The sequence below is a fragment of the Amycolatopsis sp. NPDC034160 genome (assembly GCF_055575355.1).
Genome location: NZ_JBVISU010000005.1, coordinates 193,085 through 218,811, shown reverse-complemented (window position 1 = coordinate 218,811; position 25,727 = coordinate 193,085). Strand labels below are relative to the sequence as shown.

General features: G+C 68.0%; 15 protein-coding genes and 1 pseudogene. 6 read left to right on the top strand and 10 right to left on the bottom strand.

The annotated features are described in order from the left end of the window. Positions 1–283: 283 nt before the first annotated feature. The 3 genes and pseudogenes from ACZ54P_RS14420 to ACZ54P_RS14410 form a co-directional block, all read right to left on the bottom strand. A pseudogene (locus ACZ54P_RS14420) lies at positions 284–665 on the bottom strand (transposase); the annotation flags it as partial. 54 nt (positions 666–719) lie between these two features. Then, positions 720–1,910, bottom strand: a complete 1,191-nt coding sequence (locus ACZ54P_RS14415) for an McrC family protein (protein WP_465461986.1) — start codon at positions 1,908–1,910, stop codon at positions 720–722. Beyond that, positions 1,888–4,263 (bottom strand): McrB family protein, encoded by a 2,376-nt coding sequence (locus ACZ54P_RS14410; protein ID WP_465461985.1) that lies wholly within the window; start codon positions 4,261–4,263, stop codon positions 1,888–1,890. The genes ACZ54P_RS14415 and ACZ54P_RS14410 overlap by 23 nt, the downstream gene beginning before the upstream one ends. A gap of 281 nt (positions 4,264–4,544) precedes the next feature. On the opposite strand from ACZ54P_RS14410, the gene ACZ54P_RS14405 reads away from it, so the two are divergent. Beyond that, positions 4,545–4,907 (top strand): hypothetical protein, encoded by a 363-nt coding sequence (locus ACZ54P_RS14405; RefSeq protein ID WP_465461984.1) that lies wholly within the window; start codon positions 4,545–4,547, stop codon positions 4,905–4,907. Between the two features lie 411 nt (positions 4,908–5,318). On the opposite strand, the gene ACZ54P_RS14400 is transcribed toward ACZ54P_RS14405, so the two are convergent. After that, positions 5,319–6,506 carry an MFS transporter gene (locus ACZ54P_RS14400; RefSeq protein WP_465461983.1) on the bottom strand — a complete coding sequence of 396 codons (1,188 nt, stop codon included), beginning with the start codon at positions 6,504–6,506 and terminating at the stop codon, positions 5,319–5,321. 54 nt (positions 6,507–6,560) lie between these two features. Next, positions 6,561–7,019, bottom strand: coding sequence for an RrF2 family transcriptional regulator (locus ACZ54P_RS14395; RefSeq protein WP_465461982.1), 459 nt, complete (start codon positions 7,017–7,019; stop codon positions 6,561–6,563). Between ACZ54P_RS14395 and ACZ54P_RS14390 the strand changes: the two genes are divergently transcribed. The 4 genes from ACZ54P_RS14390 to ACZ54P_RS14375 all read left to right on the top strand — a co-directional run bounded on the left by ACZ54P_RS14390 (position 6,984) and on the right by ACZ54P_RS14375 (position 11,287). Next, complete coding sequence (locus ACZ54P_RS14390) at positions 6,984–7,658, top strand: GNAT family N-acetyltransferase (RefSeq protein WP_465461981.1); 675 nt, start codon at positions 6,984–6,986, stop codon at positions 7,656–7,658. The two genes, ACZ54P_RS14395 and ACZ54P_RS14390, sit on opposite strands and share 36 nt — an antisense overlap. Before the next feature lie 409 nt (positions 7,659–8,067). After that, positions 8,068–9,483, top strand: a complete 1,416-nt coding sequence (locus tag ACZ54P_RS14385) for an alpha/beta hydrolase (RefSeq protein ID WP_465461980.1) — start codon at positions 8,068–8,070, stop codon at positions 9,481–9,483. Positions 9,484–9,494: 11 nt separating this feature from the next. After that, the gene (locus ACZ54P_RS14380; RefSeq protein ID WP_465461979.1) at positions 9,495–10,583 is read left to right on the top strand and encodes a sensor histidine kinase; all 1,089 of its coding nucleotides are present in this window, start codon (positions 9,495–9,497) and stop codon (positions 10,581–10,583) included. Beyond that, positions 10,580–11,287 carry a response regulator transcription factor gene (locus ACZ54P_RS14375; protein WP_465461978.1) on the top strand — a complete coding sequence of 236 codons (708 nt, stop codon included), beginning with the start codon at positions 10,580–10,582 and terminating at the stop codon, positions 11,285–11,287. Before ACZ54P_RS14380 ends, ACZ54P_RS14375 begins: the two co-directional genes overlap by 4 nt. Positions 11,288–11,657: 370 nt before the next feature. Here ACZ54P_RS14375 and ACZ54P_RS14370 read toward each other — a convergent pair whose 3' ends face one another. Both ACZ54P_RS14370 and ACZ54P_RS14365 read right to left on the bottom strand, forming a co-directional pair. Then, positions 11,658–18,266, bottom strand: a complete 6,609-nt coding sequence (locus tag ACZ54P_RS14370; RefSeq protein ID WP_465461977.1) for a LamG domain-containing protein — start codon at positions 18,264–18,266, stop codon at positions 11,658–11,660. Positions 18,267–18,788: 522 nt separating this feature from the next. Further along, complete coding sequence (locus ACZ54P_RS14365; protein ID WP_465461976.1) at positions 18,789–19,247, bottom strand: ricin-type beta-trefoil lectin domain protein; 459 nt, start codon at positions 19,245–19,247, stop codon at positions 18,789–18,791. Between the two features lie 1,546 nt (positions 19,248–20,793). Between ACZ54P_RS14365 and ACZ54P_RS14360 the strand changes: the two genes are divergently transcribed. Continuing rightward, complete coding sequence (locus ACZ54P_RS14360; protein WP_465461975.1) at positions 20,794–21,942, top strand: hypothetical protein; 1,149 nt, start codon at positions 20,794–20,796, stop codon at positions 21,940–21,942. A 249-nt stretch (positions 21,943–22,191) separates the two neighbouring features. Here the strand turns inward: ACZ54P_RS14360 and ACZ54P_RS14355 are convergent, their stop codons facing one another. From ACZ54P_RS14355 to ACZ54P_RS14345, 3 genes are all read right to left on the bottom strand, one after another. Beyond that, on the bottom strand, positions 22,192–23,157 hold the full coding sequence (locus ACZ54P_RS14355; RefSeq protein WP_465461974.1) for a hypothetical protein: 966 nt from the start codon (positions 23,155–23,157) through the stop codon (positions 22,192–22,194). A 699-nt stretch (positions 23,158–23,856) separates the two neighbouring features. Next, entirely contained in the window at positions 23,857–24,234 is a 378-nt protein-coding gene (locus ACZ54P_RS14350; protein ID WP_465461973.1) for a hypothetical protein, read from the bottom strand. A gap of 24 nt (positions 24,235–24,258) precedes the next feature. Next, complete coding sequence (locus tag ACZ54P_RS14345) at positions 24,259–25,713, bottom strand: carboxylesterase/lipase family protein (RefSeq protein ID WP_465461972.1); 1,455 nt, start codon at positions 25,711–25,713, stop codon at positions 24,259–24,261. Positions 25,714–25,727 lie beyond the last annotated feature (14 nt).

The following is a 25,727-nucleotide window of genomic DNA, read 5'->3' as shown; positions in this document are numbered from 1 at the left end:
TGGAGGGTGGGCGACGCCCGCCCTCCACCGAGGGGTACTTGAGGCAGAACCAGCCCGCCCGGCGGGCGAGCTGTGGTGGGCAGGGCTGATGATCAGCCGACTGCCCGCGCCAGATCGATGGCTCAGAGCCTAGTCGGCCACAACAGCTTCCAGGGACAGTACGAGCGTAGCGAGCCAAAGTGAGATTTGATCAGCTGACGTCATTCGCTCAGGATCGCGCTCGTGTCCCGCGCGGAGGGGGGTGGGCATGGTGTCGGAGGCTCCCTCGGTCACGTCTTCCTCACCGGTTCGACAAGGTGCCGGTCGGGTCGAGGCTCATGATCGCCATATAGACGCATTTGAGCGCGGCTTGCTCGCCTGCGGAAGTGGCCACGGGCCTTCACGGCGCGGCGGATGCGGGCGTTGACGGTTTCGATCGCGTTGGTCGAGCAGATCACCCGACGGATCTCCGGATCGAACGCGAGGAACGGCACGAACTCGGCCCACGCGTTGTCCCATAACCACACGATCGCCGGATATCGGGCGCTCCAGGTCTCGGTGAACTCGGCGAACCGCTCGCGCGCGGCGGCCTGGGTCGGCGCGGTGTAAACCGGTTTGAGGGCCTTGGCGATCGCGTCCCAGTGCTGACGGCCGGCATAGCGGAAACTGTTGCGCAGCAAGTGCATTTACAGCCCCGCCCGGATACCGGGCCTCGTCCTCTGTAACGGGTGCTAGTGCGGTCAGGGAAGAGTGGTGAGCTCGTTGATGTGATGCGCAAGCGCGTCGATCTGGCCGAGTAGCCGGCCGAGTTCGACGTTCAGGTCCAGGTGTCGGACGTGGATGCGGATTCCGGCGGTAGGCAGGACGTGGGTCGTGCCGTTATGTGGGCCGTCCGCGTAGATGAGGGTCGCGTCGGGCAGGTTGGCCGCGGTCGCGTAGGCCAGGGTCTGGTAGAGGTGTTGCGCGTCGCCGCGGCCGGTGTCCAGGCGGTATTTGAGTTCGCCGACGAAGCGGCAGTGACCGTCGACCCAGCGGCTCAAGTCCGGCTGGACATGCAGCACTCGCCTGTGGTCGAGGTGCAGCGCCGACGAGTCAGCGCCTGCGGGGAAGTCGTGTTCGTCCAGGCCGAGCGCCCGCCGCGTGCTCGTGCGGACGAACTTCTCGAACACCTCGGTCATTCTGACGGCGAACCCGGGGACGGTGATCCTTCCTGGGGCGAGCTCGGGCTCCGTGCCGAGGAGAATGAGCCGGGCGAGCTCGACCGCCGGCCTGTAGTGCTCGTTGAGCCGGGTCCATCGGACTACCGGTAACGACCACAGGTTGCGGGGGATCGGAGTCACCGACTCGAACATGCGCCGTAGCCGGGCTATCGATCGGCGGACGTCGTTCGAGTTGATCGGGACCTGCGTCAGCAGGTCGAGTGCTGTGCGCAGCAGCTGGTTCTCGGGGATGTCCTCGTCGTGTGATTGGTAGGTCACCGCGATCGGGAGGTCACGTCCCGGGGACACCCGGAGTTGTTCGGCGAAGTCGATGCGGCCACGGACGGTGTGGAGTCGCTCGTGATGGTCGCGGTATCCGCGGAGGAGGCCGGTGCGGACGGCCTGGTCGCACATGTGCGTGAAGACCCCCGCCATGGCGTCGGTCAAGGATTCGGCGGTGCCGAGCGCGGCCTCGCTCGTCCACGAGGGATCCACGGCATAGGTGATCAGGAACAGCACTCGGGCGATGGGTAGCTTCGGTGCCACGACGATCGCGGTGTCGCCGACGATGACCATGCCGACCCGGTCCTGGGCTCGCACGTTGTACTGTCCGTCACCGTTGTCGGTTCGGGTGACGAGACATTTGAACGTCGTGCGCAGGACGCTGACTTCGGCCGGCGTGAGCGGCACGTCGCGCTGCTCCTGGTACTCATGAAAGTGGAGTGTCCTCATCGGCGCCGCCTGTCACCTCCTTGCGCAAAGCCACGAGCGAGAGCTCATCCAGTTTGTGCGTCCGGCCGTGGAAGTGATCGCGTAGTGTCGGAAGGACGGCGTGCTCCCAGATCAGCTCGAGCCAGGCATCGTCGATCGGTGTGTCCCGGAAGAAGTGACTCGGGCCGATGGCCGCGTCCGGATCGGCGATCTTCTCGTTGGCCCTCTCGACAGCGTCGGCGATCCACCGGTACTCATGCTGGTGCTTGTCCAGGTAGCGGCGGAGTACCCCGGCCACGGGCTCGGCGTCGGGAGCGAAGTCCACGAAGTAGAACCGGCGCCGCAGCGCGCTGTCGAGCAGGGCGATCGACCGGTCCGCGGTGTTCATCGTGGCGATCAGCAGCAGGTTGGGCGGCAGCGTGATCGGCTGCTGCCGGTAGATCAAGTGAGCGGACTGATCGCGGTACTCCAAGAGGAAGTAGAGCTCGCCGAACACGCGGGCGACGTTGGCGCGGTTGAGCTCGTCGATGATCAGGACGTGGTCGTGGTCCGGATTCTTGCGTGCCTGCTCAGCGATGGCGAGCAGCGGGCCCGGGATGAGGGTGAACCCGTTTCCGTCCTGGCGGGGGCGGTAGCCCTCGACGAAGTCCTCGTAGGAGTAGGTGGGGTGGAACTGCACAAGCCGGACCCGGTCCGCTGAGCCAGCTAGCCATTCGGCGAGTTTCCGGGCTACGTGGGTTTTGCCGGTGCCTGGGGTGCCTTGGAAGATCACCTGCTTCTTGTCCTTCAGCAGAGCGACGACCTTGTCGAGGAACGCCTCGTCCAGGTGCAGGTGCTCGGCGACTTCACTCAGCGGGCTGTCAGGCTCACCCTCGACGGAGACCTGTCCGGCATCGTCACCTGTGTCCGGCGTGGCAGGGAGTTGGGGCGGTATCGCACCGGTGCCGCGGCGCCAGTCACGGAACGCCGCGGTCTCCTCCTCTGTCCAGGCCTCGGGAGGATCGTAGTTCGTCAGCGCCCAGATGATCGATTGTGCGTCAAGCCGGTCAGACAGGGGGGTGCCGTGGCGGCGGAACGCGTCCATGACCTGATCGAGGAAGACCAGGAAAGCCTCGTATCGTTCGCCATCGGTCGCGGCCGGCTCCGGTTTGGTATAGCCGGTGAGGCGATACGCGAGATCGACCGCCCGCGCCCGCCATGGCGGGTAATGGCTGACGTCGTCCGCTCCCAGCAGCACGGATGCCAGGCTGAGCCGTGCCCCCGCGCCGTCCGCAGCGGATCGGGGGAGGTCGGTGAGGAATTGGTCCACAGACTCGGGACCGGCGTCTATCCAGAGGCCGCCGAGGATGTCCCAGCCGTCCTCGGCTTCGTTGAGCCAGCGCAAGAAGCTGTCCACGGTACGCCAGTCGACCAGGTTGTGCTGTCGGAGAAACGTGAGGGCGGAAGTGTCGTTTGATGTGCTGGCGGCCAGCACTGCCGAGGCACCACCAATTTTGTAATCGCGCTCCTGGCCCTCGAGGTCGATCGACCGTTGCATCCGCTGTCCCCACAGGACTAGGGCTCGCCAGCGGCCGTTAGGTTTGCCCCAGTCCCACACGTAGGGCGCCCGGTAGAAGTTGACGAATTCGTCAGTGCCCCAGCGCCCGTTCGGGGTCAGACCGTGGGCTATAGACGCGACGCGGAAGGACGCCGGTTCGGAGGCTAGGCCAGCCAGATGGGGCCAGGTTGCCTGGATCTTCTGGCGATGTTCGCGGCTCACGACCGGGGCGAACACGTCAGGGAAGAGCAGATGCTCCAGGGAGAACCGCTGGATCGCCGCGCCGTTGTCCTCGAGACCGTCCAGAAGCTCAACGAGCGCGCGAGGCTCCTCCAGCACGCGGCGGCGGTCCGGGTCGGGCAGCCTCTTAAGTGCCGCGACTGCCTCGATCAGATACGCATACTGGCGCCACCGGTAGTTGTTGTATCCCTGGCCGGGGTTGATCAGACCGGAGTCGAGCGTGTGGGCGAGATCCTCGCGAACATCGTGGCCGCCGCCGACAAAGCCGAGTACACCGCGGACCAGTTCCAGCTTTTTCTGGCCGCCGATCGCGGAGCTACGCGCGATCAGCAAGTGCACGTACAACAGTTCCGCGGCCAGCCGCACGGCTCCTGGTGACGACGTTGCCAGCTGGCCCTTCAGCTTGCCGAGGAACGTGCCTGCGCCCAGGTCCGGCTGGTGTACGTAGTCACGGACCAGGATCTCCGCATTCTCCAGAGTGGAAACGCGGTCGTCCTCGAAGAGACTGAGATCGTCGAGCAGGCACCGGTCGCGCCACAGCTGCGCCGCCGAGTACACCGGTTGAGCGGAGGGATAGGGAAGCCTCGTCCGGGTCATACCCCCCATGAGATCAGAACTGACGTCCTGCTGCGACCTTGCCAGATTCCCCTCCAGAGCTGGTTCCTGTGGGCCGGGGACGTCACCAGCCTCTGCGGCGGCTTCCGGACTGCTGGGCGAGGTCGTCCATCGCGGTGTCGCCCAGCCGGGGTCGACGAGGACAGTCGGCGTTCACGAACAGTCGATCAACGCCGTGAGCGGATTTCCGCTGCCTTCGGCACCGGTTGTGGGCGACCGGCAGTTTCGGTCGTAGTGCGCTGAACGTCGTTACTGTGGGCGTTGTGGAGCGCCGGATCGACCTCAGCAACCTTGACCTCGACCGGGCGGCCGTGATGGTGGCCGCCCGGTGTGGCGACTGGCGTGAGCTGGGGTTGGTGGCCGATGAGATCACCTGGACGGACAACGATGTTTCGTGGCCAGCGCCGCTTCTGCGGATTCGCAGCGAGGCGCGTCGGCCGAGGTCGTTGGGTGTACGTGTGCACGGGGACGGGGTGGAAGCGGAGTTTGTGCTGTACGCCGGTGGCTGGATGGACGTTCTCGTCATGTACCCAGGCATCGACGAGCCGGCCGCTGAGAACATCGAGCTGGACGACGTCGAAAAGTTCGGGCTCGTGCTTGACCGCGTCGTCGGACTCCTTGCCTGAGTCGGCGAGGAGCATCACCGGCCAGCGAACGCCGCAGGGTTTGCCGGTGAGCTCTATGCGGCATGTGGGTGCGTTGCCGTGGCGGTGCGGCTATCACTCGGGTCCTAATCGATCGTGCACTGCTGCCGCGTCGCCGATCGACTCTACGATGCCCTGGTCGCCGACAGGCTGACCCCGATGGCGAAGACATCCAGCTCTACTGCGCGATCGCTACCGGCGACCCCGCAGTCTCTTCCGCGTATGCCAAGAAGCTCGCGCAGCGCCTGGCGCGCCGGCTCCCGGCCCTGCCGCCACGACAACGACACCGCCGGCTAAGGTTGGTAACCTGGTCCCTGCTGGAACCCGGCGCGTCGCCGTATCCACGATGGCGGAGCTCGGCAGCTGCCAGGTCAGGCATCTTCCCGGCGGTGGCTATCCGGTGGACTTTGCCGCACCGATCGCTTCCTTGCTCGCGACCGCGCGCTTCGTCAGCGCGCGATTCCATGCGAGTGCGCCCACCGCGATGCCTGCTGCGACAAGGCACATCAGGATGCTGCCGTGGGTGAACAGGAGGCCACCGGTGGCGTTGCCGATGGCGATGCCGGCGTACAGTGCCGAGGCGTTCGCACCGATCGTCACCGTCCCGTGCTGTGGAGCTGCGGCGAGGAGTCGGTGCTGCTGTGGGGGCGTCTGCATCCAGCTGGCGGCACCCCACGCTGCGGCCAGCGCAACCACAGCGATGGCGGGTGGGTGGAACGCCAAGGTGGCGAAGGATGTCGCCATCAGCGTGTATGCACCCATGAGAGTCCGATCGGGTCCGAACTTGTCGGTCAGCGTCCCGCTTGCCAGCGACCCCGCGACGGCGCCGATCCCGTAGGCGGCCAGGACGGCGACAAGCCATCCGCTGTTGCCCGTGGACAGGAGCTGGGCGGCGTAGGCGTACGGGACATAGGCAGCAGCCATCCCCAGGACGGTCAGAGCGAGGATTACCAGGACGCGTGAGTGACCTAGTGGCGCGAGACGGTCCCGGATGCTCTGTCGGGCTCCGGGAGCGGGATCGGGTGCGGTCGCCACGATGAGCACAGCGGCGAGGGCGGCCAGTCCCCCAACGGCGAACAGGGCTGTCCGCCAGCTCGTCACCGTCGCGACAGCGCTGCCGACAGGCACTCCGACGGCCGTCGCGATCGTCAACCCGGATATGACCAGCGCCAACGCACGTCCCCGACGCTGCTCGCCGGAGACTCGGGTAGCAAGCACCCCAGCCGACGGCGTGACCACCGACGCGGCCGCCGCTGCCAGCACCCGTCCCGCCAAGAACGTCGTGAACCCGTCGCTGACCGCGCACAGCACGTTCGCCACAGCCAGGACCGCCAAGGCAGCGGCGATTACCCGACGGGGTGGGACAGTGCTCGTCAATGCGGCCAAGAGCGGCGCGCCCAGCGCGTAGGCGACGGCGAACACGGTCACTGACAGCCCCGCCGCACTCGTGGTCACGGCCATGTCGCGTGCCAACGCGGGAAGGAATCCGGCGACGACCCAGGCGTCAGTTCCCACCGCGATCGTCGCGACGAGCAAGGGCAGCAACCGAAACCACCAACCCTCGTAATTACGGATATTCAATGTCCACAATCCTTTCATGGGTGCGCCTGCATGCGCAGTGAGCAGGGCGGCCGGTCAGGAAAAGGCGTTCAGGGTGCGGTCGCGCACTGTTGACCCGGCCTGCTGGGCGAGGTCGGCGATATTCTCCGCCGCCAGCGCGGCCCGGTAGGCCAACTCGGCGCGGTTCATGGCCTGCGAGATCGCGCACTCACCCGAGCGGGGCCCAAGCTGGCCGGAACGTCCGGCGCGACGGATTTCCTCGCACCGGAAGGCCGGGTCGCGGCCCTCGATCGCGGCAACGACGTTCATGAGGGAGATCGAGGTGCCGGAGCGGGTAAGGGTGAACCCGCCGGACTGGCCACGAACGGCCTCGGCGATCCCGTCGCTGACCAGCATGCGCAGGGTCTTCTGCAGATACGCCGGTGGCAGGTCGAAGAATTCGGCGAGCTGCGCCGACGTCACGGGCCGGCCGTCCAGCCAGTACATGATCAGGCAGCAGTGAAGCGCTGCCTCGACTCCCTTGCCCATCTTCATAGTGGACATCTTATATCCATTGATGTTCGAGGTGTCGATCAATATCCCCGGTCAGTGCGTCTGAGCCGGCTACGCGGCCGGGCGGCAGTGCCCGCGCCCGCGGAAGGCGGGGCTCTGCAAGCGGCTCTCGACCTGTCCGGTGGCCGGGGCGAGTTCCCCGGACTACCCGGCTGCCTGGGCTGGTGTTTCGGCGCACTGTCGCATCACAGCGAGCACAGGAAATGGCTCGCCAAGTCTGTCGCCGAGATCGAGATCTCGGCTGTCGAGGCGGGGGCGCGTGGCAGCGGAGCGGGAACTGCGCTGCTGGACCATTCCGAGCGGTACCTCGGTGATCAAGGTGTGCGGGTGTTCGTCGCGAAGGTCGACGCGGGGGACGGCCGGTCCTGCGGTGGTACCGACACCGGGGCTATCGCGTCGCCGACATCGGTGAAGCTGCACCCTCGACACCCCAGCCGGTGCGACGAGCATCAACGCCGGACCCGCACCCGAACGCCGGTGGCGCCTCGCGAGCAAAGCGCCCGGACACGAAGTGGTCCGAGGCCTGCGTGGGCTCCGCCTGACATCGGCCACGCTGCCGTAATCGGCCGCCGCCGCCGCAGTTCTGCCTGTGCAGCCGCATCCGCCTCGGGCTTTCGTTGAGGGGCGGCGTTTCTCTGCCGGTGCAGCTCCAGAGTGACCATGAACCCAGCATGCGAGGGTTACGGCATATTGGGACACCCTGTCCGGCCCCACAGGATGCGTTGGCGCACCCGGAATATGTCGCGTTTTCGGCGCTACGACTATCGTGCTCGGTCATCGCGTTGGGCGGTGAGGGGGAGCGGGGTGGGCATTCGTCGCCGAGGAGTCCGGCGGAGGCGAGAGTGTCGCGGAGTTGTTCTGCTTGGTCGGCGGTTGATCGCGGCCCTGGTGCCGGTGCCCGCGGGTACTGGCCTGCGCCCGGCTGCGGGTCACCACCAGCTCCACGACGGCTCCATCGGCGGGAATCGCACTGCCGATGTCTGCCGAAAGACAGACGCGCCGCGCCGTGCTCGGCGAGCACCCTGGACGCATGAGAAAAACGATCAAGGGCTTGGCGAGCACGGTCTGTCTGCTCACCGCGCTCACCGCCGCGCCTGCCGTCGCAGAGGCCACCGGAAGCGGGTTGTCGTGGGCGGACTGCGGTGACGGGTTGCAGTGCGGCTCGATCACCGTGCCGGTGGACTGGGCCGCACCGTCCGGCACGCGCGTCGAGCTCGGCGTCGCGCGGCTGCCCGCACAGGACCAGGCCGCGAAGAAGGGCGTGCTGCTGGTCAACCTCGGTGGGCCCGCGCAGCAGATCTCGGTGCTGCGCATCGCGAAAAGCGCGTTCACCGACCTGACCCGATGGTTCGACGTCGTCGTCTTCGACCCGCGTGGGTTCGAGGAGAGCGGCGGGATCAAGTGCCCTTACCCCGCGCCGCTGCCGGAGAACTTGGAGTGGGCGTCCCCTGGCCAAGCCGCCTACGAACGGTACCGCGCGGCGAATCGCGAATTCGGAACCGACTGCGGCCAGACGGCCGGGCCGTTGGCGGGCAACCTCGATTCCTGGCAGGCGGCCCACGACATGGACGCGCTGCGTGCCGCGCTGGGCCAGCCGAAACTGAACTATTATGGCAACTCCTACGGCACGGTCTACGCCCAGGCTTACGCGCGGCTCTTCCCCTGGCGCATCGGCCGGATGTACTTGGACAGCGTGCTGGACCACACCAACCGTTCCTGGGTCGACTGGCTGGTGCCGCGCGCGCAGACCATGGAGCGCAACATGGTCCGGTTCGCCGAGTGGTGCGCCGCGGAACCGACCTGTGCGCTGCACGGCCGTGACGTCCTCACCACTTGGGACGAAGTGCTCGCCCGCGCCGCGCGTGAGCCGATCCCCGCTCCCGGTGCGGGGACGACCGCCAACCTCTCCCTGATCGTTTCGCGCACCAATCCGGGGTTCGCGCAGGAGTGGTCACGCCTGGCCCGGTCCATCGCCGAAGCACACGCGGGCGACGCCACGCTGTTCGCCGCGCAGCCGCCGGGCCACCCAGACCCCGACCTGTCCCGGATCAGCTTCTGCGCCGACTTCCCGTACCCCTCCGACTATCGGGTACTCAAGTCGTGGGAAGCGCGGCTGCGCGAGATCACGCCGCACATCGGGTGGGTCCAGACGTGGCCGATGGCCTACCACTGCGCCGGACTGGCCGGGACCGGAACCTATCCGCCGTACCCGCTGCACGTCCGGGTGCTCCCGCCGATTCTCGTGGCCAGTGGCGAGTACGACGCCACGACACCGCCACGGGACGCGCGGCGCGTGACGGCGCGGCTCGGCGACGCGTACTACCTCCCGGTGCAGGGTGGCCACGCCTTGTACCTCGGCGGGCACCCGTGCGTCCGGGCGCACGTGCACCGCTACCTGACCACCGGCGCACTGCCGCCCGACGGCACGGCGTGTGGCGCCGCGTAGACGATGGTGTCATGCGATACCTGCGGGAAGTCCTGCTGATCCTGAGCGTCACGGCGCTGCTGGTGCTGCTGACGTGCTGGGAGGCGCGAGGGCAACCACCGGTGGACCTTCTGGTCCTGCTCGGGTCGAGCCTCTGCGTCAGCCTGCCGTTGCTGCTGCGGCGCGTGCTGCCGTTGACGAGCGCGGTGCTGTCCGCGGTCGTGGGGCTCGGCGGTCTCGGCTTCCTGCCTTCCTGGCCGGGGATGCTGGTCACGATGGGCACTTTCTGCGCGGCCGTGTACCACCGTGACCGGGGTCCGGGGCTGGTGCTGGCGGTGTGCGCGTGCTGGGTACTGGTCAGTGCGGTCATCGCGGGAGACCCGGTGCAGATCTTCACGATCACCGACCTGTTCGTCATGGGTGTCGCGCCGGTGGCGACCGGCTACGCACTGCGCCTGCACCGGGAGCGCGCCGACCAGACGCTGCGGGTGCAGCGCGCGGAAGCAGACCGGGTGCTCGCCGAGGAACGGGCACAGCTCGCGCGCGACGTGCACGACAGCGTCGGCCACCATCTCACCGCGATCCGGCTGCAGGCCACGGCCACTCGCCGGGCCATGGACGGCGCGTCACCGGTCGCCGACCGGACGTTGGGCACCATCGCCGAGCTTTCGCTGTCCGCGTTGACCGAGGTGCGGAATCTGCTGACCGCGTTGCGGGACGTCCAGCCCGGTGCCGGGCTGGCGGCCCTGAACGAGCTGACCGAACGGCTTTCCGCCCCGGACCGTCGCATCACGGTGCGACGGTCCGGGGCCTCGTCCCCACTGCCGCCCGCCGTGGACCACACCGCGTACCGGGTGGTGCAAGAGGCCTTGACCAACGCCGCCAAGCACTCGGGGGCCGTCGAAATCGACGTCGAGCTGCACCGAGACCGGGACCGCCTCGTCGTCACCGTCTCCGACAACGGCCCGCACGTCGCCCGGCCGCACCTGGAGGGCCAGGGCATCCGGGGCATGAGGGAACGGGTGCGCGTGGCCGGCGGCAGCCTCACGATCGGCCCCGATCAGCCGCGTGGCGGATGGCGGGTACGGGCCGAACTACCCGCAGGAGGGACGACGCAATGACGATCCGTGTGCTCGTCGCCGACGACCAGGACGCGGTGCGGGAAGCACTGCGAATGGTCCTCGAAGGCGAACCGGATATCGAAGTGGTCGGTGCGGCGGCCAACGGCGCCGACGCGGTCCACCTGGCGCTGACCCGACGCCCCGACGTGGTCGTGATGGACCTGCGGATGCCGCGCGGCGACGGCATCGCCGCGATCACCCGCTTGGCCGCGGCCGAGTCTCCTGCGAAGGTCCTCGCGTTGACCACGTTCGACCTCGACGAGTACCTCTTCGGCGCATTGGCCGCCGGAGCCGCCGGCTTTCTGCTCAAGGACAGCGATCCCGCCCTCCTGCTGGACGCCGTGCGCAACCTGTATGCGGGACGCGGCCTGATCGACCCGAAGGTGACCGGGCGGCTCATCGCCCGTTTCGCTCAGCTGTCGCCCCGGCCCGCGGCACGCCCGCACGACCAGCTCACCCCACGCGAACACGAGGTGCTGACGCACGTCGTCCGCGGCCTGAGCAACGGTGAGATCGCCGCCGCCCTGACCATCGAGGAGGGCACCGTGAAAACACATGTGGCACGCATCCTCACCAAGCTCGGCCTGCGCACTCGCGTGCACGCCGTGATCTACGCCTACGAGCACGGCCTCGCCCAGGGACAGCCAGCCCCCGCCCAGACGCATGCTGGAACAGCGATCCACGACGCTCGCCGCCGATGGTGAGCTTCGGACAGCCGTCCCCGGCCGGGCCGCGCGGCATTTCACCCGCGCAGACCATCCTCCTCACACGGGAAGCGATCCGGAACCATTGAGTGAGGAATGGAGAAAAATTCGGGCTCGTGATGCGGGTCGAGCTAGGCATGTGTCGCATGGCCATCGCCGGAACGCTGTAAAGGAAAATCATGCCGCGAGGAAATAGCCCGAATCAGAGCCGTCGTGCTTTTCCAGACTCCATTATGGACGTGTATAGGTGACATCAACATCGCCGCGAACGGGGGCTACCGTACCGGAAGGGGCAGTTCGACGGCCTGAGCGAGCTACCACCTGAAGGCCCACTTCCTTGCGCCAGGCGCAACGAAGTGGGCCTTCAGGATCATGAGACCGGAGACCCATCTCCGGCCCCGACAGGCACCGATGCGCTCAGACTCTCCGAAGTCCGTGGCGCCGGAACGAGGTGCCCGTCGCGCCTGGTTTCCGGCCGCGGCAGCAAACCGGAGGCGTATCCGGCTTGGAAGTACGCCACCGTGTCGGTCAGGATCCGGTTCAGCAGCGCCACTTTCGCGGGATCCGGCTTCGCGAGGCGGGTGGCGGCGAGGAACGCCGCCCACCACGGCACGAGATCGCCGAGTTTCGATGCCGTGTGGCCGTCCAGCGGCGCCAGAACGTTCGCCACCCCGTTCCCGATGTCGGCGGGGGAGGGGTGCTCGGCGGGCACCTCGTCTTCGACCAGTTCGATCAGCAGCGGGTTGTCGGCCAGGTCGATCACCTGCGCGGGCTCGTGGGCGACCGTCTGGTCCGGATTGGTGTCGAACTGCGGCGGTACCCGGCTGACGTAGGTGACCCGGTGCAGCAGCCGCCACGCGCCCTGCCCGGTCAGCTGGACGTTGCGCAGGGCCACCGCGTCCGGGTCGCTACTGGAGGTCAGCCATTGCTTGTCGACCACCTGATCGTGGAACGTGTCACCATTGTCCGCCGAAGGCGGCAGGTAGATCGACATGAACCGGTAGGCGTCGACCTTGCCGGGGCAGTAATCCGGGGTGTAGCCGGTCTCCGCGTGGTAGCCCTGCAGCATCGGATCGCCAGGGCAGGTCACCGCCAGCGAGAAGCCTCGCGACTCGTTCTCCGACTTGCCGACCTGGACTTTGACGTGTCCGCCGAACAACGCGTCGATCGCGCCGTACAGACCGAATTGGGCGGTGAAGGTGATCTCGCCGGTGAGGCCGGTCAGATGCGTGTAGTCGCTGAATCCCGTGTAGACGCGTTCGTGGGCGGAGGAGAACTGCTCAGTTTCGGTGTGCAGGCCGCCGGACGCCGTCCAGACGTACCGGTTGGCGATGCCGCGGGTCGGGACGTCTCCGCCGAAGTCGTAGAACTGCTCGTTCTTGATCCCGTCCAGGTCGGCGCTGCCTTTCTCGCCGAGGCTCGCCGCCCTGAACTGGTTGTACCTGCTCCGCATGGCCGCGTCGGACTTCGCTATCTTCGCGGCCAGCCGGTAGGCCTCGTCCGGTTTGAAGTAGCTGCCTCTGCCGACGTCGGCGCGCGGGAAGTCGGGGTCGTTGACCAGGCCGACCTTCCCGTCCAGCGTCCCGTTCTTCACGTAACGCGGGTCGATCTGGAAGGTGAGGATGTTGCGGTCCGGCGGAATGCCCAGATCGGGGAGCACCACCTTGCCGACCATCGCCCCGGTGGAGTGCAGTCGCATCGCGTACAGATCGGCCGTCATCGACTCGACGATGGCGTACCCGAGGTTCAGCGGCTGGTAGCGGCGGCCGACCACCGGGTTGAGGTAGTCCGACCGGTCCGGCCGCGCCTGTTCCCACATTCCCCGCAGCCCCAAGGTGTCCGTCGTGGTGCGGGTCCACGCGGAGAGGTACGTTTCGTCCCGCTGGCGGGCGGTTTCCAGGTTCGACTTGTGCCGGGCGCCGATCTTCCCGGTACCGGCGGTGAGCAGATGCGTCCACGCCAGCACGGACGCGCTGTCCGCCCATTTCGCGGCGACCCCGGCTTTCGTGTCGATCTCCATCTTCACCGCGGTTTTGTAGTCCGACGACGTGAACTCGACCGACGTGCTCTCCTCGGACCGGACGGTGACCGTGGACGCGTCCTGATAGGAGTTGTAGCCGAACGGGCTGTCGTAGAGCGGGCGGGACAGGTTTTCGCTGGGCACGGGCGGCGCGCCCTCGATGTACCCGATCAGCGTGGGCCGGGTCTGGATCTGGCCCAGGTACACCAGATCCGTCTCGCCCATGCCGTAACCGGTGGACAACGTGAGCGCGGTGTCCTCGAAGAAATAGGCACGACGCATCACCGCGTAGGGCGTGCCGTCCCCGTGGGTCTCCATCTCCGGGTATTCGACGACTGCGGCCTTGCCGGAAAGCGGGCGCTGGAACCGGGTCCGCGGACCTTGGTAGACGTTGGTGAGCTGAGGACCCTCGTTCGCGACAGGCGCGGTGGAGGCGACATAGCCGGGTGAGCCGATGGGATGCCCGTTCGCGCCTTGGCCGGTCAGGTCCGCGCTGGTCTTGTCCAGTGACCAGTAGCCCGCCAGGTCGGTTTCGTCGCCCTTCAGCTTCCGGAACAGGGTGGACGTGATCTGGGAACGGGTGCGCGCGGAGCGCCAGATCCGTACTTCGGCCAGCGATCCGGTGAGGGTGTCCTGGAACTTTCCCGCGCTCTGTTGGTAGGCGCCGAAGGTGCATTGGTCGTACCCGAGATAGCCGTCGACTTCGCCCGCCGGCAGCACCGACCCGATCGGCAGGCCGTCGTGGTAGCACCGGTACCGGCCGACGTTCTGGAGCACACCCCACAGATCCGTGTCGGTGAGCAGGAAGTCGTTGTCGTTCACCGAATCCGCGGCGACATTGCCGGAACCTTCGGTGAACCACCACGCCGAAACCACGCCGTGGTCGGTGTCGGCGGCTTGATTGCGCCGCAGCACCGACCGCACCTGGGCCGCCGACAAGCCTGCCGACCAGAATCGCAGTCCGCCCAAGGCACCGGTGAAGCGCGCTTGCGCTTCCAAGGCCACCCGGCCCGCCTTCGACGGCGGAGTGCCGATGCCGAGTGTCAGTGGTGCCGAGGAATCGACGGACGTCACGGTTTTCGCGCCACTCAGTGTCGTCTGCGCCGTTCCGTTCTCGAAACCGTCGACGTAGATCGTGAGCGTGCACCGCAGGCCCGCCTTGACCTGAGCCGAAGTCAGCGTCACGGCGATGTGGACGGCCGGGCCGGTCAGGACGGACGCGCTACTCCGCACGGTCAGCCTGCTCCGGTCGCCACTCGCCGGGTCGGCGAATCCGGCCGTGCAGAACGGATGCCCGTCGGAGTCCAGCGCGAGCCGGAACGACTGGTCCTTTCCGGATTCTCCCCACTGCGCGAGGATCGTCTGCTCCAGACCAGTGGAGCCTGCCCCCTGCACCCAACAGTCGATGCTGAACTGGCCGTCGAACGCGAGGTCGCCGGGTTCGGGGCAGACGCCGTAGGCCGGCGGAGCCGAGGCTGCGGCCGGGAGGTTCAGTTTCAGGGCTCCGGCCGCCTGATAGCTGACAGCCACATGGTTCCACTCGCCGGGCCGCAGGCGCGCCCGGGCGCGCACTGGCGCCGTCCCGCCGACGCCGGCGACGATGCCGAGGAACGGGTCGTCATCGCTGGCACCGACCGCTTGGGATCTGGCGAGCTTCAGTTGCGCGTCGAGCGCGGACCCGGTCGCGGTCGCGTGGTTGGCGAAGACCGACTTGGCGGTGGTGTGCCCCTCGGCCAAGGACCAGGCGCCCTCCAGCCCCGGTTCGCTTCCGGTCAGCGCGGCGGTGTTCGTCTGGCGCAATTCCGCGGCCGTCCTGGCGAAGGACCAGAAACGCACATCCGACAGCGCGCCGAACATGCTGACGTGCGGGCCGATCGCCGCGCCGATCGCCAGCGACGGCGAGGTCGACTTCGACGGTGGTTGCAGCTTGACGTTCCGCACGGTGTCGACCAGCACGGCGCCGACGTAGATCTTCAGCGTCCAGGTCCCGTTCCGCCATGCCCCCGTCGCCGCGACATGCGACCAAACACCGGCGGGCAGGGGATCCACGGCCGTGAGATAACTCGACTTCGGCTCGTGGCTTTGCGGCCGGTAGCCCAGCGACAGGTGGCGCCCGACGTCGAGACCGAGATTGAGCAGCGGCTTGCTTTTGCTCTTCGCGTCGCAGACCTGCAGGACGCTGCCGAGCCGGTTCGCCTTGGGGCACGGCTTCTGGTCCGGTTTGATCCATACCTCCCAGGTGAAGCCGGTGGGGCCGGGCGTGAAGGCCGGGTTCGACGGCACCGCGAGGTAGGAGCCTGTGGTGTTGTTCTTCTGGGTGAAGGCATCGAAGCGCACCGTGGGCAGACCGGCGACGCCGAGATAGTAGGACGGCGTGAGTTCGCCCAGCCCCTTCATCGGCCCGTTGTCGTAGGTGATCACCGTGGCCGGGTCGCTGCCTTCCGGCCGGATCCAGGATTCCATGGTCCAAGCCGGTCGCGGCGCCAGTTGGGTGTTGGTGAGCGCGACGCGCATCGCCTGGTGGCCGTTCAGGGTGAGCGCTTTCGCCTGGTGCGCGGCCAGCCACTTGCCGTTGTCGCCGGTCACCGTACGGGTACTCGTGCCGTCCACCGCCCGCGGTGCCCTGCCGAACAGCGGGCTTTCCGGCGGGAGCGCGGTCATCGCGATCATCCCCCGGCCGACGGTGCCGTCCGGTGGCGCCGGGGTCAGCGAACGTCCTTGCCAGCTCGCCGCGTCGACCTGCCCGACGGCGAGATCTCCCACGTCGGCCGGTTGGAGCACGTCGAACAGCACCGAACCCCCGCGCAGATCTAAGGGAGTGGTGAAGGTCTGGTCGGCGACCGGGCCTGGTTTCGGATCGGCGGAGATGTAGCCGAACACCGCGTCGGCCGCGCTCCAGGCACGCAACCGGGCGACGAAACCCGCCTGGTCACGCGGAACGTTCTCGAGTCTCAAGGCGGGCCGTCCGCCGGTGACGAGGGAAATGGTGCAGTGCGACGGATCGCCGTCCGCCGGCGAGACCGTCAGCGACGGATTCGCGGTCGTCTTGCCGAAGAGCAGGATGCTGCCACCGCCGGTGCTCAACGCGTAGACGGGTGTGTCGGCCGCGGCCCGGTGATAGGGGTAGGTCGCCGGATCCGCGTCACCGTTGAGGACCGGCGCCGCGTTGGCGGTGCCTGCCGGCACCGTCTGCCAGGTCTGCACCGCGGTGACACCGGTGTCCGAGGTGTAGCGCATGATCAGATCCACGGTCCCGTTCGCTGCGGCGGTGACCTCGACCCGGGAGAGCGGCATGTCGGGACGGTGGGAGATCAGCACGAGCCTGCCCGCCGAGGCCAGGGGCAACCGTACCGACGGTTGGTGGCCCAGGAAGTCGTAGAACGGCCGGGCTCCGGACAGGACCGCTTTGTCGGCGGGGTCGTCGGAGAACGCTCCGTTGAGGACCGAGACCATCCCCCGGACGTCTCGCGGGACACCGCCCCAGTTCTCGTGCGGCAGGCCGGCGGCGGTGCCGTAGTCGATCGTCACGTCACAGAGGTCGGACGCGGTGACGCCGTCACGGACGCAGGGCGCCACGGTCGCCACGACGTCGTCGACCGTGCTGCCACTGCGCCGGGCGATCAGCGTGAACGTGCCGGTCTGGTCGTCGGCGTTCCAGGGCATCGTGAGCCGGGTCCTGGTCACCGTGGGGTCGTACTGGGCGACCGCGAAAGCTTCGGTGCCCGCCGGGCTGGACGGCTGGGGGAAGTAGCAGTGCACGAGCCCGTCGGCACTGTCGAGGACGGCGGGTGCGGCAGCCGGTCTCGGCGTGCCCAGCAGGACCGCGCTCACCGTGCCGGCACCGGCCGAGCGCACCGCCTTGGCGGGGACTGGGTGGTCGCCGGCGCCCGGTGTGAAACCGCCGCCGTTCAACGTGCCGTCGATCAGCACACAGCCGATCCCCGCCGGGAACATCGGGATGGTCCCGTCCGGCAGCACGCCGAAGTCGTAGACGGCCAGCGCTCCCGGTAGTCCGGCCCCGGCGTTGGAGACCGGGACGGTGACGCCCAGGCGGACGGCCCGGCGCAAGCTCGACGGCAGACTCGGCTCCGCGCCGGTCCTTTCCTGCTCGGCGTACAGGCTCGCGCCGACACCGGCGGTCGGGGTCAACGGGGTGCTCTTTCCCGAATTCCAGAGGGTGGGGGTGATCGTGAAGGTACGTGACAGCGCCGGATCGACCTCGATGCCGCCCGTGCTGTCCTGCGGATACGAGACGAAGGTGAGGACTTCGCCGGTGGTGGCGATGATGTGCCAGCGGCGGACATCGGCGTCCGACGTGGGCGCGAGAACGACGTCGAAACGGCCGCCGGTGATACCGGACAGCGCCGACAGTTCGATGGTGGGCTCCGGGAACGGCTCGTCGATCATGTTGCGGAAGCCGAGTTCGTCGCCGGGCCCAGCCGGCGCGTCGCGGCGCTCGCTGCGCCGGTACCGCACCTCCCACACCCGCTCCATCCGCCAGCCGCCTTGGTTCTCACCGTCACGCGACCCGCTGGACTGCTGTGGCGGAGTCCGCACGAGCGCGAAGCGATCCACGTAGAGAGTGCCGGAGGCGGACTGGCGAAAGCACGAGATGTACCTGCCGTCGGTGACGGCCCGGAAAGGCGCATTCGCGGGCTTCGGAGCGGCGGTGGCCGAAGCGACGGTGATCAGGTCCATGCCGGCGATCCGCAACAGCGGACGGTCATCCGCCGACCCGGCGGTTTTCCCGGTGAGCCGCAGTTCGTTCCAGCCTGCCCATTCCTGGGGAACGCCGGGGTCCGCCCCGGAGACACGCACGTTGTAATACAGCGAAGTGACCGTCGTGGCGGCTTTTCGGGCAAGTAGCACCACTGTTCCCGCGAGGGTGAGACCGACGGGATCGACCAGCGTAATGCCGTTGCAGTCGGTCGAGGGCCAGGTTTGTTCCGAGGTCGTCATAACCATCCCTCACTCGGGGAAAACGTCGGCGACCTTTCATGTTATTGAGGCGGGAGCACGCGGACAGCCCCCCGGAATAGTGAAAAAAAGTGACGCACCGTTTTCCGGGCGGCGGTTGGTGAGCCTGTTCGGGACGATAACTTTCCGACAGGGTGTTTCTCGAGGTTTCAGCGCGGAGGTCAGTTCTTCTGAAGCCCGCCGGATAGGCGGTGCTGTTCCCGATGTCCGCGTTCGACACGTAGCCCGCCGTATTGGCCGACTGGACCCCGTTTCCCCGGGGTGGTGGTTTTACGGCCCGGCGGGTTCGAGGTGGAAGCGCGCCAGGGACACCGCGCATCACGACCTGCTGCAGCGTCCGCGGGGACTGTGAGACGAGTGTGTAGCCAGCTGGAAGTCCGGGTACTGGGGTAGGCCGCCGGGGTCGTGGCCGGGGCGCTGACTTCGCATCGCCCCGGCCGTCCTGAAATGGGTGACTCCGGACAATTTCAATGATGGGCTGGAAGAACGATGGCCTTGAGTCGCTCAGATGTTGAGGTACCAGCGCTGGTTGACACGGCCGCCGTCGCAGGTGTGCAGGCTCAGCTGGTCGTCGTGGCCCTCATAGGTCGCGCAGAGGCCATTCTCGTCGTTCCGAAGCTGTTTCTGGTTGCGCTCTCCGAGGACGCGCCACCGCTGCCCCGGGTCGTCGCCGTTGCAGTCCGCGCCGATGACCCGGCCGTAGTGGGCGGTGGCGCACAAGTCGGTTCCCGTGTTCTGGATCGTCCGGTTCCCCCAGAAAATCCAGTGCTGGTTGTCGCTGCCACGGAAATCCCCGGTGATGGTGGGCTCGCCATCCCACCACGTCTGCTGCCACACACGCTCCGTGCCGTTCGCCGACTCGATCACGTAATCGGCCGGTTCGTCCGCGGCGGCGGACGGCACGATCAGGGCTCCGGCCGCGGCCGCGGCGAGCAGGGTGGTGAACGCGGTACGCACCAACATGAGTTCTCCTTGTTCTCGAAGGTTTCTGGCGCACGCCAGTACAACTCGCCCGGCTTCATCCCGGGGCGCGACGAACACCATCGAGAACCCGAACCACCCACCCTTTGAGCGAATCCCGGATACGAACACTCTCCGTAACCTGCGTCCTTGGCTGGGGGCGGTAGATTCGAGCCACGACGGCAGGGCGGCTTCCGCAGCAGCGTCCAACCGCTTTTGCCTGACGCGGGCAGGGAAAGAACCACGCTTCAGGCGACTGACTCACTTCAACGCCAGGGGCGCGGCCGGGTCGCGAGTGGGTGTTCGAGCCGAAGCTCGACGATTGGCGGGTGCTGCGCCACCGCGGGCGGTGGGTTGAAGCCGCGCCGGGAGACGAACTTGGCCGATCGGTTCCCTGACCTCATGGGCGGTGGCGGCCGGGCTGGGCGATCTGGTGCTGGATGGGGAGATCGTCGCGCCCGCGCGGTGCGCCCTTGAGCGGCGACGTGGACGCGCGGCCAGCAATTTTCGGGGCTCAGTGCGCTGCTCGCGTCGCCGCAGCGAGCGACAAGCCGGTGAGCGAGTCCTGTCGTGAGGCGAGTTCGGCGGGTGAGCCCTCGAAGACGAGCCTGCCGCCCTCGGACCCTGCGCCGGGACGGTTGCGGTCCGGAATTCCATCAGCGTGGTGCTGGACCGGCGAGTCAGGGGCCGGATCGGCAGGTAAGGCGGGCAATATCGACCAAGTCGACTGCCTTCCGCACCTCGCGGGGCCGCCGTCGCCGGCCGACTGAGTTCGCGCGACATCATTTCGCGCATTTCCGGTGAAATGAGGGTGTCGGGGTCCCCTCTGAGCCATCTTCGGTCTGCCGGAACGTCCGGTGGCGCCCCCAGAGGAGGCTTGTGCCTGCAGATCACGGCCATCGGCGAACGTCGTGTGCACCGCCGCGTGGTCGAGTGTCTCGCCTCTTGGGCGCCGCCCTCGGCCGCACACGGCGACACCGACTTCACCTCCGAGTGACGTCGGCGGATGCGCGAGGTCGGCGAAAGGGCCGAACGAGTTTCGTCGGTGTGGTTTTCGATTCCGAGCCTGGCGTGCAGCGCAAGAAGCGTATGCGGTGAGTGAGAGGGCGCCGCACGGCGGATATCGCCGCCGGCTGACGGCGGCCGCGATCGCTGGCATCCATGGGGTCTGATGGCGTATGGGTGACTGGCCGCGGTTGCGCTTGCAAAACCCAGGTGAAGGGGCGAAGGGTCGGTCATGTCGAGGGTGTTGGTTGATCCGGTGCCCTCAGGTATGCGGCACCGGGCAATGGCCCCAGACTCCGGTCAGCACACACCACCTCGCAGGTCCGTGGCATCAGTCCCGGACCCCCTTACGGGTGGAAGGTTGATCATGAGATCGACAGCACGTATCAGCACGGCAGGCCGGGTCGGCCGGGCCCTGATTGGTTTGGGCACCGGGGCAGGATTCGCCCTTCTCGTGCCCGCGCAGGCGTGGGCGCTTCCGCCGGGATGTACCCAGAGCGGCGCCAATTTCACTTGCACGGCAGGGATTCCCGCCGGTCAGGTATTGGATGGCACCACGGGGAACAACATCATCACCATCACCGGCGGCGCTGTGAACGGCACGGTGAACGGGCTCGCCGGCAATGACACGATCAGGGTCACCGGCGTCGCCGGTACCGCAGGCACCAACGGTCCTCCGGGGGCCGACGGTAACGCGGGCACTCCCGCGGGCAACGCGGGCGGAAACGGTGGAACTGGAAGCGTCGGCGGTGCCGGTGTGGGCAGCACCGGGGTGATCGACGGCGGTACCGGTACGGACAGCATCACCGTCCTCGGTGGTGCGGGAGGCAACGGCGGGAACGGCGGCCAGGGTGGCGCCGGATTCGCCACCGGCGCCGGCGGCGCCGGTGGTAACGGTGGTGTCGGCGGGATCGGCGGCGCCGGTAACGCCGGGAACGTCACCGGTGGCGTCGGCAGTGACACCGTCATCTTCACCGCGGGCAGGGGCGGCAACGGTGGTCTCGGTGGTCGCGGCGGTAACAGCGGCCTCGTCGCCGGTGGCGCGGGCGCCGGGGGTATCGGTGGCGCGGGTGCGGCCGGTGGCGTCGGAAACTCCGGAACATTCACCGGCAATCTCGCCGATCCCGGTCTCGACAACGTCACCGCCAACGGTGGCGCCGGAGGTACCGGTGCGGCCGGTGGCGTCGGCGGGTGCGGTCACGGCGGCGGCGCCGGCGGGGTCGGTGGCGCCGGGGGAGCCGGCGGCGTCGGGAACGCCGGGACCATCAGCGGTGGTGCCGGTGTCGACACACTCAAGGTCAACGGCGGGCTCGGCGGTAACGGTGGCGCAGGTGGCAAGGGCGGCAACGGCCTCGCCGCCGTCCAGCCCGGCGGAGCCGGTGGTGTCGGCGGTGCCGGTGGAGCAGGTGGGATCGGGAACTCCGGCACGCTCACCGGCGGAACCGGTATCGACAACATCACCGCGGCAGGCGGCAAGGGTGGCAACGGTGCCGGCGGCGGTAACGGCGGTACCGGTTGCAGTGGCCCCGGCGGTCCTGGTGGCCTCGGCGGCGCCGCGGGCGCGGGTGGCCTCGGGAACTCCGGAACCATCAACGACGGCGCGGACACCATCGCCACCCCGTCCGGCGCCAGCGGCCTCGGCGGCGGCAACGGCATTGCCGGAGTCAACAACGGCGGCGTCTGCACCTGCTGATCTGTAGGTGGCGATTTCGACTAACGGCGGCGGGATCACAGGTCCTCCCAGTGATCCCGCCGCTAATCGTCAATACCGGTCAGGTCGGCCTTCACCCACACGACCATCCGCTCTGACCTCACCCCGGCGACACGCCGATCCTCAGCGGTGACTTATAAACCCATCCCGGCCGCGGTCCGCTCCTACCTCACCGACGCGACCGATGATCGGCGCGCCAGGTACCTCGACCGTTTCGATCTGCAACGCCGGTCATGGCGCGGAAACGCAGCTCCACGTAGCGGGCACCCAGGGGGACGCCGGGCCGTGCGAACCGGCGAGCTGGTCGTCGTCGGTGACCGCGGAGATCCTGCTGGCAGGGGCGAAGTCGCCGATGAAGGTCCGATTCCGCCAGATGCCGAGCGTGTGCGAACCGTTGTCGTTGAAATACCACGCTGCGAGCAGGCCGTTCGCGTTGATGCCCATCGCGGTGGTCCCCGGCGTCTCGCCCAGGACGGCACCGGTGTTCACGTCCCACTCGAGGAGTTGCTCACCGTGAGACCTTGACAAGCCAACGATCCGCTCGCCCTGGTATCGCTGGATGACGAGATCGCCGTACCCGGCCAGCCGCCGGGTGGAGCCGTCGGGCGACCACACCAGCCCGGGCTCGGTCACCACCCGGCCCGCGTTGTCGATGCCGACCGCTATGCCGTCGGCGATGATCCGGTAGCTGCCGGGAGCATTCGCCGGCCAGAGGATGACCTGGTAGGGCACTCGTCCATCACCGACGTACCCCACGATGTCACCGGACTCGTTGATGGCGGTGGCAGTGGCCCGCACCCCGGGCGGGCTCGGCAGGGTCTCGTAAACGCCGTCGTGGTAACGGAATCCCGCGCTGACGTCGGCCGAGGACTGATATCCCACAACCTCGCCGCGGCCACTGATCGCCTTGAACTGGACCGCGGTGCCGTTCGGCGGCTGCGGCATTTCGACGACCTCGCGGTTGTGCCACAGCACGTTCACGCCTTTATTCTCCTTCCACACCAACCCGGCCAGGTACCCGTTCGGTCCGGCGACGGCCACCGAGCCACCGCTGGCTCCGGCGGGGACCGGCAGGTCGGAGGCGACCCAGGTGCAGGGAGCCGCCGAGGGTGTGGCCACCGCGGTGGCGGGGAGGGCGGTGGTGACGGCGAACGCGAGCGACGCGCCGAGTACGGCGCTTAGTACGGCTTTACGCATGAATACCCCTTGGAACGCGGGAAGCGGTCTGCAGGATCACGCGCGACTGGTCGCTGTGGTTGCCTTGTCCGACCGACAAGTGTGCGGAAGTTCGGTGCCCCCATCCGGTCGAGACCTCAGTCGCAGATCAGCACGCTCAGACCACTTCCCGCCGTGCACCTCGGCCGGAGAGGCCGACCCTAGAGCGTCTGCCCCGGAACTCGGCTGAGCCGGACGGAAACGGATGGCGGCGACGCCGGGATCGTCGCGATCGGTCACAGGGTCGTCCGGTGGTAGCTCGGACCCCGATGGGCTGCCAGGTGCGGTCGATCGCGACGGCTGAGGGAGAGCCTGCTTTGGTCATGGCACGAGTGATCGCCACGCGGAGACATCAGACTATCGATAGTCGAGTCCCGTTTTGGTGTGGAGCCTGAAGAAGTTCCGATCGCGGACGTAGCCGGTCGTGTCGAGAGGCGTTCAGTGAACTGGCTAGTGCTATGCGCGTTGACCCGGGTTCACTCCAGGATGCGAATCGTTCATAGGTGACAACTTGCGTTTTCACTCTGATACTTCGCATATGGAGACGCGAGAGACAAGCGTAGTCATGGAAGCCCTGCAAACCGAGACCAGGATGTTTCAACGTGCGGGTGAGGGGTTCTCGACTGAGAGCGTGGGGGCAGCACAGTGCGCAGGTAAGTGAGAAGTTCAGTGGGCACGACGTCACTGGAGTGGTTCACCGGTGCGGGGATCATTCTGGCTCCGGTTGGAGAAATGCAAGGTCAGTTGGTGAGGTGTCGGCGTCGGTGGGGTTCTACGCGACGGGCTGGGGTTGCGACCGCCGGCGTGGTCGTCCTGGGTGGTCGGTCGCGTCCAGCACTGTACCGATGTCGCCGGTACGCGTTCTGTTGCGAGATGAAGGCCATGCGTGTGGAAGATTGCGTCGATTTCTTCGATTGGTCGTCTGATGTGGAAGCGTTTCTTGCTGTGGCTGAGGCCGTGGTGATTCCTGGGGGTTTTATTGACGACGATGTTGACGTTGTCGAGCAACGGGCCGATCGCTGTCTCGATATCGGGAAGGTGATCGATGGTGTCGATCATCCACAATGCGTCGGGGTGGTGGGATCATCGGCAATAGCGAACGCCACCCAGGGCTTCCGCCTGTGGCCGCAGCGGGTCGTACGCTGCCCAACCCGGTTCGCCGTGGGTCGCGAAAGCGACCCAGGCGCCGTGCACGTGGGCTGCCAGCCCGGCGGGCGCCGGGTCGGGACCGAGCAGACCGGCGTCGCCGTGCAGCCACGGTTCATCGGCGATGTCGAAGACGAAGGGCAGCTCGACCGTATGGGTGGCGCCCAGCCGCCCGCCCAAAGCCGTCGAACGGTAGCCGAACGAGTAGGCGTGGGTGCGGCCACCGGACAGCCGGGCGTGGGCCTCGGCCAGCCGCGCGGTGCCGGCCCCGAAGAGTCCTTCGCCCAGCACCGCGGAGCGCAGCTCGCCCGGGGTCGCCCCCGGCCGGGCCACCCGATGGGCCGCGACGACGGCGGCGGGGTCCGTGTCGACCTTCGCCGCGACGGCGAGCACATCCTCGTCCGTCGACGATTCCAGCTTGCCCTGCGGTACCAGGTAGAGGTGGCCCTCCTCGGTGTTGGTGCCGATGAGCAGGTCGACCTCGCCCGCCGGCCCCTCCGCCAGGGCGTCGGCCGGCTGTACGGGCAGGACCAGGGAGAACGGGCTCAGCTCGACGAGCGGGTCCGTGGCCGTCGCGGTCCGCAGGTCGATCCCCGCGAGATCCGGCAGGATCTCGAGAAACCTCTCGTCCGGGATATCGGCGAAGGCCTCCGCGGTGGGTGGCACGCCCAGCGCCCGCGCGGCCACGGCCGTGACCCGGTGCGCCTGCTCGGGGGTGAAGGCGCCGGTACCGCTGCCGCTCTGGACGATCGCGCGCCGGAACAGCCCCTTGGCCTCCGGCGTCGCCAGCAGGGCTCCGATGATGGTGGCCCCCGCGGATTGCCCGAACAGCGTGACGTTCCCGGGATCGCCACCGAACCCGGCAATCGTGTCCCGCACCCAGCCGAGCGCGGCGATCACGTCGAGCAGCCCGCGGTTGGCGGGGGCACCCTCCAGGTCGAGGAAGCCAGGGATGCCGACGCGGTAGTTCACCGTCACCAGCACCACGCCGTCGCGGGCGAACGCCCGGCCGTCGTAGAGGGCGGCGCGGGTGGAGCCGGTGACGAACCCGCCGCCGTGCACGAAGACCATGACCGGCCGCTTCCCGCCGTCGGTGCCGGGGGTGCGGACGTCGACGGTCAGGTACTCCTCGCCGCGCACCCAGCCCGGGCCGAAGTACGGGGTCATGTCGAGCCGCCCGAAGTCGCGGACCGGCTGCGGCGCGGTCGGCGAAGGCGCGGTGGCGTTCCGGACACCGGACCAGCCCGGGTGGGACACCGGGGGCGCGAATCGGCCGGCGCCCGTGGGAGCCGCCGCATACGGGATGGCCCGGTAGAGCTCGCCGAAGCGGTCACGAACACCGCGCACGACGCCCGCCGGGGTCTCGGCGATCGGATCTGCCTGCTGGGACACGGGAAACGCTTCCT

Excerpts from the sequence above, each read along its gene's own strand:
- ACZ54P_RS14415 (WP_465461986.1), bottom strand. The coding sequence starts at position 1,910 with ATGAGGACACTCCACTTTCATGAGTACCAGGAGCAGCGCGACGTGCCG.
- ACZ54P_RS14410 (WP_465461985.1), bottom strand. The coding sequence starts at position 4,263 with ATGACCCGGACGAGGCTTCCCTATCCCTCCGCTCAACCGGTGTACTCG.
- ACZ54P_RS14395 (WP_465461982.1), bottom strand. The coding sequence starts at position 7,019 with ATGAAGATGGGCAAGGGAGTCGAGGCAGCGCTTCACTGCTGCCTGATC.
- ACZ54P_RS14385 (WP_465461980.1), top strand. The coding sequence starts at position 8,068 with ATGAGAAAAACGATCAAGGGCTTGGCGAGCACGGTCTGTCTGCTCACC.
- ACZ54P_RS14380 (WP_465461979.1), top strand. The coding sequence starts at position 9,495 with ATGCGATACCTGCGGGAAGTCCTGCTGATCCTGAGCGTCACGGCGCTG.
- ACZ54P_RS14375 (WP_465461978.1), top strand. The coding sequence starts at position 10,580 with ATGACGATCCGTGTGCTCGTCGCCGACGACCAGGACGCGGTGCGGGAA.
- ACZ54P_RS14370 (WP_465461977.1), bottom strand. The coding sequence starts at position 18,266 with ATGACGACCTCGGAACAAACCTGGCCCTCGACCGACTGCAACGGCATT.
- ACZ54P_RS14365 (WP_465461976.1), bottom strand. The coding sequence starts at position 19,247 with ATGTTGGTGCGTACCGCGTTCACCACCCTGCTCGCCGCGGCCGCGGCC.
- ACZ54P_RS14355 (WP_465461974.1), bottom strand. The coding sequence starts at position 23,157 with ATGCGTAAAGCCGTACTAAGCGCCGTACTCGGCGCGTCGCTCGCGTTC.
- ACZ54P_RS14350 (WP_465461973.1), bottom strand. The coding sequence starts at position 24,234 with ATGATCGACACCATCGATCACCTTCCCGATATCGAGACAGCGATCGGC.